The 12,075-nt window shown below is 59.0% G+C and carries 12 protein-coding genes; 9 read left to right on the forward strand and 3 right to left on the reverse strand.

The genetic code is table 11. The features are described from left to right. Positions 1-89: 89 nt before the first annotated feature. Genes AC2FLG_RS15760 through AC2FLG_RS15785 form a run of 6 tightly spaced genes read left to right on the forward strand, consistent with a single transcriptional unit; the run spans position 90 to position 7,503 of the window. The gene (locus tag AC2FLG_RS15760; protein WP_142638604.1) at positions 90-1,577 is read left to right on the forward strand and encodes an ABC transporter substrate-binding protein; all 1,488 of its coding nucleotides are present in this window, start codon (positions 90-92) and stop codon (positions 1,575-1,577) included. Positions 1,578-1,604: 27 nt separating this feature from the next. Then, a complete protein-coding gene (locus AC2FLG_RS15765) occupies positions 1,605-2,624 on the forward strand; it encodes a hypothetical protein (protein ID WP_496706980.1) in 1,020 nt (339 codons plus the stop codon). A 40-nt stretch (positions 2,625-2,664) separates the two neighbouring features. Then, positions 2,665-3,612 (forward strand): ABC transporter permease, encoded by a 948-nt coding sequence (locus AC2FLG_RS15770; RefSeq protein ID WP_496706982.1) that lies wholly within the window; start codon positions 2,665-2,667, stop codon positions 3,610-3,612. After that, positions 3,609-4,424 carry an ABC transporter permease gene (locus AC2FLG_RS15775; protein WP_496706984.1) on the forward strand — a complete coding sequence of 272 codons (816 nt, stop codon included), beginning with the start codon at positions 3,609-3,611 and terminating at the stop codon, positions 4,422-4,424. Before AC2FLG_RS15770 ends, AC2FLG_RS15775 begins: the two co-directional genes overlap by 4 nt. Next, positions 4,421-6,019 (forward strand): ABC transporter ATP-binding protein, encoded by a 1,599-nt coding sequence (locus tag AC2FLG_RS15780; RefSeq protein ID WP_496706985.1) that lies wholly within the window; start codon positions 4,421-4,423, stop codon positions 6,017-6,019. The genes AC2FLG_RS15775 and AC2FLG_RS15780 overlap by 4 nt, the downstream gene beginning before the upstream one ends. Before the next feature lie 32 nt (positions 6,020-6,051). Next, a complete protein-coding gene (locus AC2FLG_RS15785) occupies positions 6,052-7,503 on the forward strand; it encodes an aldehyde dehydrogenase family protein (protein ID WP_496706986.1) in 1,452 nt (483 codons plus the stop codon). A 3-nt stretch (positions 7,504-7,506) separates the two neighbouring features. Here the strand turns inward: AC2FLG_RS15785 and pncB are convergent, their stop codons facing one another. Then, positions 7,507-8,799: a nicotinate phosphoribosyltransferase gene (gene pncB, locus AC2FLG_RS15790; RefSeq protein WP_282022090.1), complete on the reverse strand. Its 1,293-nt coding sequence runs from the start codon at positions 8,797-8,799 to the stop codon at positions 7,507-7,509. A gap of 165 nt (positions 8,800-8,964) precedes the next feature. Here pncB and AC2FLG_RS15795 point away from each other — a divergent pair, with 165 nt between their 5' ends. Next, positions 8,965-9,498: a hypothetical protein gene (locus tag AC2FLG_RS15795; RefSeq protein ID WP_281973310.1), complete on the forward strand. Its 534-nt coding sequence runs from the start codon at positions 8,965-8,967 to the stop codon at positions 9,496-9,498. Here AC2FLG_RS15795 and pncA read toward each other — a convergent pair. Beyond that, the gene (gene pncA / locus AC2FLG_RS15800; RefSeq protein WP_496706988.1) at positions 9,495-10,088 is read right to left on the reverse strand and encodes a bifunctional nicotinamidase/pyrazinamidase; all 594 of its coding nucleotides are present in this window, start codon (positions 10,086-10,088) and stop codon (positions 9,495-9,497) included. The genes AC2FLG_RS15795 and pncA overlap by 4 nt on opposite strands. Before the next feature lie 96 nt (positions 10,089-10,184). Between pncA and trhO the strand changes: the two genes are divergently transcribed. Both trhO and AC2FLG_RS15810 read left to right on the forward strand, forming a co-directional pair. After that, a complete protein-coding gene (gene trhO / locus AC2FLG_RS15805; protein WP_496692777.1) occupies positions 10,185-11,090 on the forward strand; it encodes an oxygen-dependent tRNA uridine(34) hydroxylase TrhO in 906 nt (301 codons plus the stop codon). A gap of 73 nt (positions 11,091-11,163) precedes the next feature. Further along, on the forward strand, positions 11,164-11,667 hold the full coding sequence (locus AC2FLG_RS15810) for a potassium channel family protein (RefSeq protein WP_281973307.1): 504 nt from the start codon (positions 11,164-11,166) through the stop codon (positions 11,665-11,667). 13 nt (positions 11,668-11,680) lie between these two features. Here AC2FLG_RS15810 and AC2FLG_RS15815 read toward each other — a convergent pair whose 3' ends face one another. Next, positions 11,681-12,010 (reverse strand): hypothetical protein, encoded by a 330-nt coding sequence (locus AC2FLG_RS15815; RefSeq protein ID WP_142638625.1) that lies wholly within the window; start codon positions 12,008-12,010, stop codon positions 11,681-11,683. Positions 12,011-12,075: the final 65 nt, after the last annotated feature.

A 12,075-nucleotide genomic window follows, 5' to 3' on the forward strand; every position in this document is an offset into this window, starting at 1 on the left:
CTTGATTGACCTAAGGTTTAAAGGGACATTGGTCCGCAGACCGGTCCGCGACATGCAGGACCACGCAGTTTCAGTGGGGAGACAACGATATGACAAAGCAGATGTTTCGGTCTTTTGCATCGGCGCTGGCGATTGGAGCCAGTTTGATAGCCACCCAAGCCCTGGCCAAATCCGACATCACCATCGCAATGCAGCTTGAGCCGCCGCATCTGGACCCGACCAGCGCTGCGGCACAGGCCATCGATTCGGTTGTCTATACCAATATCTTCGAAGGTCTGACCCGGTTTATGGGCGACGGATCGGTCGTGCCCGGGCTGGCGGAAAGCTGGGAGATTTCAGACGACGGCACCGTCTATACCTTTAAGCTGCGCGATGGTGTGACCTTCCACGATGGCACCACCATGGATGCCGAGGACGTCAAATTCAGCCTCGACCGGGCCCGCGCTGAAGACAGCGCCAATGCACAAAAGGCCCTGTTTGCCGGGATCGAAAGCGTTGAGGTCGTGGATCCGCTGACCGTCAAGGTCACCCTGTCAGGGCCAAACGGGAATTTCCTGTTCAATATGGCCTGGGGGGATGCGGTGATTGTCGCCCCCGAAAGCATAGAGGCGATCAAGACCAACCCGGTCGGCACCGGCGCGTTTGCCTTTGGGGACTGGGTGCAGGGGGACAGCATCACGCTGACGCGAAACCCCGACTATTGGGGTGATCAGCCCGCGTTAGAGTCTGCTACATTCAAGTTCATCTCGGACCCGACCGCCGCCTTTGCCGCCATGATGGCCGAGGATGTGGATGTGTTCGACATTTTCCCGGCGCCTGAGAACATGCCGCAGTTCGAGGCTGATCCGCGCTTTCAAGTGCTTGTAGGCTCGACCGAGGGTGAGACGATTCTGTCCACCAACAACAAGCAGCCGCCCTTTGACGACATCCGGGTGCGGCAGGCGCTGGCCCATGCCATCGACCGTCAGGCAATTATTGACGGCGCGATGTTCGGCTATGGCACGCCCATCGGAACGCATTTTGCCCCGCACAACCCGGCCTATGTCGATCTGACCGGCAATTCGGCGTATGACCCCAAGAAGGCCGCGCAGTTGCTGGCCGATGCGGGCTATGCCGAAGGGTTCAAGACCACTCTGCACCTGCCGCCGCCTTCTTACGCTCGCCGCGGAGGCGAGATCATCGCCGCGCAACTGGCCGAGGTCGGGATTGAGGCTGAAATCATCAATGTCGAATGGGCGCAGTGGCTGGAATCGGTGTTCAAGGGCAAGGATTTTGGTCTGACTATCGTCAGCCATACCGAGCCGATGGATATCGGCATCTATGCGCGGCCCGACTATTATTTCCAGTATGACAGCATCGACTTTCAGACGCTGATGGAGACGTTGAACGCCACCACCGACCCTGATGAGCGTACCCGCCTGTTGGGCGAAGCGCAGCGTCTGATCGCAAATGATTACGTAAACGGGTATCTGTTCCAGCTGGCCAAGCTTGGCGTTGCCAAGGCTGGCGTTCAGGGCCTTTGGGAAAACGCACCCACAGCGGCCATCGACCTGACCGCCATCAGTTGGGCGGAATAAGACCAGTTCCAGAGAGGAGATCGGCGCATGAGAAGATCAACCCTCGTTGCGTTGATGATCGCGGTTTTAGCCGTGATTGCGCCGGTCGCCAAAGGGGATACGCCGCTTGAACAGGCGGTGACACTGTGGCTGGAAGGCGATGATGAACGCGCTTTGCCACTGCTGGCGGAGCTGGCGGCTGATGGCAACGCGCAGGCTCGTCTGCTGTTGGCGCGAATTGAAACCGCCGACCTTGGACCATCTCCGTTCCGCCAATCGCTGGGCCGAATGGGTTCGCGCAAGCTGTTTCGTCAAAAAGACCTGACGGCCTTTGGCCGATCCTGGCTGTTGGTTGAGGCGAAAGGTGGAAATGAGCTTGCCCAAGCGCTGTTGGATGCCAAACGCCCCACACCAGACCCGAAGCTGATTGCACAGCTCAATGCGTTGGGAGAACATCAAGCTACGGACTACCCGACGCGAATTGTGGCGCTCTATGGCGATCCAGAAATGCGCGGCGACCTGTTGGCGGATGGGCAGCTGATGCAGGACCTCAAACCTTACCTGAGTTATCTGACGGTCGATCCCGAGCCGCGCGGCGACGGTCTGGCCGCGCTGCGCCACATTCAGCCTGATCCAGTTGACATGAATTCCGATCAGGCGCTGGGCATGGCGGGATTGCTGGCCCTGGGGCTGGGATATGGCGATCTGTCAGTGGACAATAGCTGGCGCCCGGCGGTGGAAAACTGGTTGATGACATCCCAGTCGACCCGCCCCATCGCGCAGCTCTGTTCTGACCAATGCGGGGCCGAGGCACCAAACTGCGCCTTCGCCTTCCTTGCCCTGTTTGGCGGCTATTTCGAGGTCATCCGCATCGACAGCCCGCTGGAAACGCTCATCCCGCAGGAGCAGTTTCTGGACAGCCCTCGCGCGCGCCTGATGGTCCTTCGTCGGGCGGCATTGGCCCGGACCGAGACCAATCTGGAAACGCTGGCAGGTAGCGCACCGGCGGCGCAACTTTCGAGCTGCGCGATGGATTTGGTCCGGCAAGAGCAGCAGGCCTACAAGTAGCTGTTGCGCAGGCGCGGCCCGCGCCCGTAACCTGCACTCAATGCTTCGTTATGCCCTCAAACGTCTGATTTCGCTGGTGATCAGCCTGGCCATCGCCTCGGTGGTCATTTTCGCCGTGATCGAGGTCGCGCCGGGCGATCCGGCCTCGTTCATGCTGGGCGTCAACGCGCAGGCGGACACGCTGGCCGCGCTGCGAGCCGAGCTGGGGTTGGATGTGTCCAAACCGCAGCGTTATCTCAACTGGGTTAGCGGCATGTTGGTGGGGGATTTCGGCACCTCATACACCTATCGCACGCCGGTGTCGCAGATGATCGGGGACCGGCTTTGGGTGTCGCTGCCGCTGGCGCTTTATGCGCTGACCCTATCAACCCTGATCGCCTTTCCGGCTGGGATCTACGCCGCTGCACGCCGGGGAAAGCCGGGCGATGTGGCGGTCATGGGGGCCACTCAGCTTGGCATCGCCGTGCCCAATTTCTGGTTTGCCATGATGCTGGTGCTGGTCTTTGCCATCAATCTGCGCTGGTTCAACGCGGGCGGGTTTGCAGGCTGGGATGACGGGTTCTGGACCGGCCTGCACTCGCTGACCTTGCCCGCCATTGCGCTGGCCCTGCCACAGGCGGCGATCCTTGCGCGGGTTATGCGCTCGGCGCTGCTGGATATTCTGGGCGAGGATTTCATGCGCACCGCACGGGCCAAGGGCCTGTCCCGCCGACAGGCGCTGTGGCGGCACGGGGTGCGCAACGCGCTGATCCCGGTGCTGACCATCATCGGGCTGCAGTTTTCCTTTCTTCTGGCCGGGTCCATCATCATCGAGCAGGTGTTCTACCTGCCCGGTCTTGGGCGGCTGGTGTTTCAGGCGATCTCGGCCCGCGATTTGATCGTGGTGGAATCGGTGGTCATGCTGCTGGTCTTTGCAGTGATCACGGTGAATTTTCTGGTCGATCTGGCCTATGCCGCAGTTGATCCCCGTTTAAGGAGCAGGACATGAGCCGCAACCTGATCCTTGGTGCAGTGCTCTCGTCGCTGGTGGTATTGGCGGCGGCGCTGTCCTTTGTCTGGACGCCCTACGCGCACGCCGCGCTGAATATTCCCACCAAGCTGCAGCCGCCCAATGCGCAGCACTGGTTTGGCACCGATCATTTCGGGCGGGACATGTTCTCGATGATCATGGTGGGCGCGCGCACCTCAATCGCGGTGGCCTTGGTGGCTGTGGGGATCGGCATGGCCTTGGGCGTGCCCCTTGGTCTGGCCGCAGCGGCGCGCAAGGGCGCGTGGTTGGATGAGGTGATCATGCGCGGCAACGATCTGGTCTTTGCCTTCCCCTCGCTCGTCATCGCAATCCTGATAACGGCCGTCTTTGGCGCAGGCGCGATCAACGCGATCATCGCCATCGGTATCTTCAACATCCCCGTTTTCGCCCGCATCACCCGCGGCGCGGCCCTCTCCCTGTGGGAGAGGGAGTTCATCCTCGCCGCCCGAGTCTCGGGCAAAGGCGCGGCGCGCATCTCGGTCGAACATATCCTGCCGAATGTGGCCAACCTGCTGATCGTGCAGGGCACCATCCAGTTTAGCCTTGGCATCCTGGCCGAGGCTGGCCTGTCTTATGTCGGCCTTGGCGCGCAACCGCCCACGCCCAGTTGGGGCCGGATGTTGGCCGATGCGCAGACAATGGTCAGTTTTGCCCCGCATTTGGCTCTAATTCCGGGGCTGGCGATCATCGTCACGGTTCTGGGGCTGAACCTGCTGGGCGACGGGCTGCGCGATTGGCTGGATCCAAGAATACGGGTGGCCCGCGCATGAGTTTGCTGCAAATCGAAGACCTCGCAGTGTCCATTCACGGCATGAGTATCCTCAAACAGGTCAGCCTGTCTGTTGCGCCGGGTCAGATCGTGGCCGTCACCGGGGAGAGCGGGTCGGGCAAGTCGATGACCGCGCTGGCGGTGATGCAACTGTTGCCAAACGGTGCCGGTGCCGAAGGTGCGATCCGGCTAGACGATCAGGACATGCTGCGCTGTTCGGAGGATGAGATGTGTGCCCTGCGCGGCGCCTCGGTCGGGATGGTGTTTCAGGAACCCATGACCGCCCTGAATCCGGTCAAAACCATCGGCGATCAGGTGATGGAGACAATCCTGATCCACAAAGCCATGCCTACTGCACAGGCCCGGTCCCGTGCCAAAGAAGTGCTGACGCGCGTCGGTCTTCCACCCGACAGGTTCCCTCTGACCCGCTATCCACATGAATTATCCGGTGGTCAGCGTCAGCGCGTGGTGATCGCCATGGCCATCGCGTTGCGCCCAAGGTTGCTGATCGCGGACGAACCTACGACGGCGCTGGACGTCACTACGCAGGCGCAGATTTTAGACCTGCTCACGGGGTTGGTGCGCGAATATGACATGGGATTGCTAATGATCACCCATGATCTGGCGGTTGTGGCCGATATGGCCGACCGGATCATCGTCATGCGCTATGGCGAAGTCGTCGAGGCCGGCGCCACTGAACGCTTGCTGCGGAACATGCAGCACCCTTATACACGCATGCTGTTCCGGGCTTCGGGCCATCAGGTCGACCTGCCGGAACTCAAACCGGCACAGCCTTTGCTTGAGGTTGCACAGGTGGTCCGGGATTACCGTTTGCCCCGAAAGGGCTTGTTTGATGCGCCGCGACACCACAGGGCTGTGGCTGGGGTCAGCTTTACACTGAACAAAGGCGAGCGCTTAGGCCTGGTCGGAGAGTCCGGGTGCGGAAAATCGACCCTAACACGGGCTATCCTGGGGCTGGAAGAGGTGCAGAGCGGCCAGATTCTGCTGGACGGGCAGCCAGTATTCACCGGGCACAAACCCAATCTGGCCGTCCGGCGTAAGATGCAGGTTGTGTTCCAGGACCCCTATGGCAGCTTCAACCCCCGACACCGGGTCACGCGCCTGATCACCGAGCCGTTTCACCTGCTCGAACATCCCCCAACCGGATCCGAGCGGCAGGATCGGATCGCCGAGATTCTGACGGCCGTAGGTCTCAGCCCCGATGACGCGGGTCGGTACATTCACGAATTCTCGGGCGGGCAGAGGCAGCGTATCGCCATCGCCCGTGCCCTGATCATCCGGCCCGAACTGATCTTGTTTGATGAGGCGGTCTCGGCCCTTGATGTTTCTGTCCGGGCGCAGATCCTTGATCTGCTGGCCGAGCTCTGCGGCGCCTATGACCTGACTTATCTGTTCATCAGCCACGACCTAAGCGTCGTGCGCACCATTACCGACCGGGTTTTGGTGATGCAGGCGGGGCAGATTGTCGAACAGGGTGAGACCGAACAGGTCTTTTCCAACCCGCAGCACCCCTATACCCAAACCCTGATCGCCGCCGCACCGACCCTGCCGGATATCGGTCAGGATGTAGCATAAACTTCAATGTTAGAGACGAAATGGAGCCTGACATGACCAATCCCCTGTGGTTCGATCCCAGCTTGTGCCTGATTGGCGGCGCGTGGCAGCGGCCTGCGTCTCAGGCCGATTTGCCGCTGATCAACCCGTCGGACGGGTCCGAGCTATGTCGGATCGCGCGCGGGGATGCTGATGACATCGATGCTGCGGTGAACGCGGCGCAAAAGGCGCTGGATGGGGACTGGGGCCGCAAAACCGCACTGGAGAGGGGCCGCATTCTGACCCGATTGGGCCAGATGGTGCTGGAACGTGTCGATGATCTGGCTGCGTTGGAGGCGATGGATGTCGGCAAACCCCTGACACAAGCGCGCGCCGATGCGGTGGCACTGGCGCGGTATTGTGAGTTTTACGGAGGCGCGGCGGATAAGGTGATGGGCGAAACGATCCCTTATCTGGATGGCTATACCGTCTATACCCTGCGTGAACCGCATGGTGTGACGGGCCACATTGTGCCGTGGAATTATCCTATGCAGATCATCGGCCGCTCTGTCGGGGCGGCTTTGGCGATGGGCAATGCCTGTGTGCTGAAACCAGCGGAAGAGGCCTGTTTGACCGCGCTTGCCTTTGCTCATCTGGCGCAGCAGGCCGGGTTGCCGGCGGGCGCTTTGAACGTGGTTCCGGGGTTGGGGGCCGAGGCCGGGGCGGCGCTGTCGGCGCATCCGGGGATTCAGCATGTGTCCTTCACCGGCTCCGTTGCCACCGGCGCGTTGGTGCAACAGGCCGCTGGGCATAACGTGGTGCCAGTGACGCTGGAGCTGGGGGGTAAATCCCCGCAGCTGGTGTTCGACGATGCAGATCTGGATGCGGCCCTGCCGTTTCTGGTGAATGCAGGCGTTCAGAACGCAGGGCAGACCTGTTCGGCCTCCTCCCGCGTTCTGGTGCAACGCGGAGTGTATGAGCAGGTCAAATCGCGCATGGCCTCGGCCTATTCCGAGTTGACCGTTGGGCCCGCGTCCGAAGATTTGCGCCTGGGGCCCCTGATTTCAGCACGTCAGAAGGACATCGTGACCGGATTTATCGACAAAGGCGCAGATCTGAATATCGTGGGACAGGGGCCGATTGTTGGCCACGCACCCGAGACTGGTGCCTATGTGCAACCGACCCTATTTGCCGACGTACCCCCTGATCATGTTTTGGCACAGGATGAGATTTTCGGCCCAGTCCAAGTGCTGATCCCCTTTGAGACTGAAGTAGAGGCCCTGCAGATCGCCAACTCCACCGATTACGGGCTGGTTGCCAGCATTTGGACACGCGATGGCGCGCGGCAGATGCGGCTGGCGAAGAAGTTGCGGTCGGGGCAGGTGTTTATCAACAATTACGGCGCTGGCGGAGGTGTGGAGCTGCCCTTTGGCGGTGTCGGGAAATCCGGCCATGGTCGCGAAAAAGGGTTCGAGGCGCTGTACGGATTCTCACAGGTGAAAACGGTAGCCGCGTTCCATGGTTAGGGCCTAAACGATGACCTCGATTGGCTGTTGCACGCCAACGCCAAAGACACGTTTGTAGCGCTCGATCTGATCCGCCGGACCCATCGCTTTTTCCGGGTTGTCCGACAGTTTGACCGTCGGGCGACCATTGGCCGAAACCGCCTTGCAGACCAACGAGAAGGGTGCCAGCGCGTCATCGGGAACCAGCCCTCTGAAATCATTGGTCAGTAGCGTGCCCCAGCCGAAGGATACTTTGGTGCGGCCCGCAAACTGACTATGCAGTTCGCGGATTTTGTCGACATCCAGACCGTCAGAAAAGATCACGCGTTTCTGTTTGGGATCCTCACCGCGTGATTGCCACCATTTGATCGCAGTTTCTGCACCGGTTGCCGGATCACCGCTGTCGATTCTGATGCCAGTCCATCCCGCCAACCAATCTGGCGCGTCGTCCAGAAAACCCTTGGTGCCATAGGTGTCAGGCAGGATGATCCGTAGGTTGCCGTCATGTTCCTCGTGCCAATCGCTAAGCACGTCATAGGGTGCCTGCGCCAGTTTCTCATCAGTATCAGCCAGCGCAGAGTAAACCATGGGCAACTCGTGGGCATTGGTGCCGATGGCCTCGACCTCGCGCCGCATGGCGATCAGGCAGTTCGAGGTGCCGGTAAATGCAGGGCCCAGACCTTCGATCATGGCTTGGACGCACCAGTCCTGCCATAGAAAGGAATGCCGCCGTCTGGTGCCGAAATCGGCGATGCCCAGCCCCTGAATCCCTCGTAGATGTTCGATTTTCTCCCATACACGGGTCATCGCACGAGCATAGAGAATTTGTAGCTCGAACCGCCGCATCGCATTCAGCACCGAGCGGGATCGCAGCTCCATCAGGACTGCCAATGCGGGAATTTCCCACAGCATGACCTCGTGCCATTTGCCTTCAAAGGTCAATTCGTACTGATCACCTTTGCGTTCAAGGTGATAGGGCGGCAGTCGCAGGTTCTCGAACCACCCCATGAAATCCGAACGGAACATCTGACGTTTGCCATAGAAGGTATTGCCGCGCAGCCAAGTGCTTTCCCCCCGGCTCAGGCTGAGTGACCGAATGTGGTCCAGTTGTTCGCGCAGCTCTCCCTCATCAATCAATTCAGCCAATGGAATGTGATTCGACCGGTTGATAAGTGAAAACACCACATCCGTTTGGGGCTTATTTCGAAACACTGACTGGCACATCAGCAGTTTGTAGAAGTCTGTGTCGATTAAAGACCGGACAATCGGGTCAATCTTCCATTTGTGATTGTATACTCGCGTCGCAATATCGACCATTGGGAACTCCTGCGATTTCCGTTGTTAGATCAATAGGTGCGTGGAATGGCAAGAGTCGCTAAATTGATGACAATGACAAGGTCAAGTCACAATGCGAGCATATTGTGGGGTCTTTTCACCGGTTAGTGGAAAGAGGGGGATGGATAGTCGAGGTTTAGTTAGTGAATGGTTCTCGAGTACGACTTTGATATTGTAACGATCGCTTCGGGGGAAAACGATCCGGAGGCGACCCCGTCAGGGGCGCAAAACGGACGCAAAGTGCGTGCGCTGTTTCGGAATGTGAAAACAGCCGATGCATTGCGGGCAGCGTCACCCAAAATACGCAAAATTTTTCATGATGCCGGTTTTGGTCTGGATTCGACGCGCAGCGAGATTACCCATGGATATTACCGTCCACAGGATACGGCGGACAGGGATCGCATTCTGCGAGCCTTGTTTCACAATATCCGGACGACGGGAGTCAAAGGCGAATATTGCGGCGAGTTTGATTTCCTGAAGTTCATGAACGATGTAAAAGCCGCCAAGCCGCGCGCCGGGTTGCCCAAAGAGGTTCCAATGTGGAAACCCAGGCCACAGCAGGCGGAATCGGCCGGACCAAATCGCCGAACTGTACCAGGCCGGGTTGGGTTTGCTTTGGGGTTGGCGGTGATTATCTTTGCGCTGCTCAAATATCTGGCGGCTGCGGGGGCAACCCCTTAAATCAGCCGAACGCCAGCATCTTTCATCGCGGTCTCTGCCGAGGCCAATGACCCATCCAGGTTAATTGCCCGGCAGGCTCTCATCTGAACTGACACGTCGAAACCCAGCCGCGCTGCGTCAACCGCAGAGTAGTAGACGCAGAAATCCGTGGCCAGTCCGACGAGTGTCAGTCTCTCGATTTCACGGGTGCGCAGATACCCTTCCAACCCGGTGGGCGTGGTCTGGTCGTTCTCAAAGAACGCCGAATAGCTATCGATTTTGCTGCGGAACCCTTTGCGCAGGATCAGATCGCCATCCGTACGCAGGTTCGCATGAAATGCTGCCCCATTTGTTCCCTGCACGCAGTGATCTGGCCACAAAACCTGAGGCCCATAAGGCATCTCGGTCATGTCATAGGGGTTTTTGCCCGCATGGCTGCTGGCAAAGGACGAATGCCCCGCAGGGTGCCAGTCTTGAGTCAGGATCACCGCGTCAAAATCTGGCATCATCGCGTTGATCGGAGCCACGATCTCATCCCCGCCGGGAACCGCCAACGCACCGCCGGGACAGAAATCGTTCTGAACATCGATCACAATAAGGGCATGGGTCATGGGGACCTCCTTCGGTTGCGTTATCGGTAGTGGGCGCGACAAGGGGCGTCAATCCGGTCTCTTGCGACTCTGTCCGCGCGGGTTTAGACCGCGCGCATGTATACGATCGCTGCTCTCTATCATTTCACCCGGTTCGCCAACCACGAAGCCCTTCGTGCGCCCTTGCTTGAGCTGTGCCGCGCGCAATCGGTCAAAGGGACGCTCTTGCTGGCACAGGAAGGGATCAATGGCACTATTGCCGGACCCCGCGCTGGCATTGACGCGGTTCTGGCCCATATCCGTGCGCTGCCCGGCTGTGCTGATCTGGAGTGGAAAGAGGCCACGTCTGACCAACCGCCATTTGGCAAGATCAAGGTACGCCTGAAAAAAGAGATCGTGACCATGGGCCAACCGGACATCGATCCGCGCGCCCGTGTCGGCAATTATGTCGAGCCCGAAGACTGGAATGATCTGATCCGCTCGGATGATGTGGTGGTGATCGACACCCGAAATGATTACGAGGTGGCAATCGGTACGTTTGAGGGCGCGTTAGACCCTGAAACAAGCAGTTTTCGTGAATTCCCCACCTGGTGGGAAGAAAACAAGGACCGGTTCCACAATAAGCGTGTGGCGATGTTCTGCACGGGTGGCATCCGGTGTGAGAAATCCACCAATTACCTGTTGGGTCAGGGGGTCGAGGATGTCTATCACCTGAAAGGTGGCATCCTGCGGTATCTCGAGGAAATGCCCGTCGAGAACAGCACCTGGCAGGGCGAATGCTTTGTGTTCGACAACCGCGTATCCGTTGGGCATGGGCTGGTCGAAGGGCCGCACAACCTGTGCCATGGCTGCCGTCGCCCGATCCTGCCTGAGGATGTGAAACGTGCCGAATACGAACACGGCGTGTCCTGCCATCAATGCATAGAGGAAACCTCTGAGGTCGACAAAACCCGGTTCCGGGAACGTCAAAAACAGATCCTGCTGGCACGTCAGCGGGGACAGGAACATCTGGGCACGGACTGATTTTCTGAAATCTGGTTGCCACGCAGGACAGTCCACCGGATAATCCCGGAGATTTCAGCGCGTTGGAGGTTCCATGTCCCGAAAACCCACGACTTTGGAAGAATGGAAATCAACGCTGCTGGCGGCAGCCGCAATGGTGGTTGCCAGTTTCCTCGCATGGTTCGGTCTGTCCCGTCTGAGCGAGGGCACCGCAGGTGACACGATCGGTACGATCGCCTCTGTGGGGCTGGTTGTGTGGATGGTGTCTCAATCCTGGTTCTATATGACTCAGGTGAAATCACCGCGCCGCATTCTGTTTTTGATGGGTGTGTCCTTTATTCAGGTCGTTCCGTTCCTGTTCGCCGCTGCCTATGGCGCATTCGGGTACCAGGATAACTGCGTCATCGGGGCGCAAGGGCCCGCTGATATCCTGTATTTTTCTTATGTTACATTCACCACCGTTGGGTACGGCGATATGTCCCCAACCGGGCTGTGCCGCGCCCTGGCCGTGGCCGAGGCGGTGACCGGCTATATCCTACTGGGCCTGTTCGTCGCGGCGGCGGTGGCGTTGTATGCCCGCAATCATAGTCCGGATTAGGCTCTGATTTCGTCTATTTGTTTTGATCTATCCAACGCGACATCATCTGTTTGTCGCGAAAGCACTCCGACGGGATTGGGCGGCGTTTGCTGCGCGAGATACGTTCGGCAAAGGTAACCTGCTTGCCGGTCGGGTAATTTGCAAATGGCGAGGGATCATCAGGTTTGTGTTTGGAAATCCAGGCAGACATGGACTGACGGTCGCGCTGCGCCTCGACCGGAATCTCAAGAGCAGTTTGCTCCGCGATGGCGCGGGCATAGCGTATCTGCCGATCGGTGGCGGGCAGCAGGTGATAGTCGTTTGTCGGGCCGTGCGGGGCGGTGTTTCGCAATGAATGGGCCATCGGTTGATCCTCTGACTATGTAGAACATAAATAGAACATTAACCGAAAATTTCAAGCCGTGGCCT

The organism is Ruegeria sp. CDSA193 (assembly GCF_059611885.1).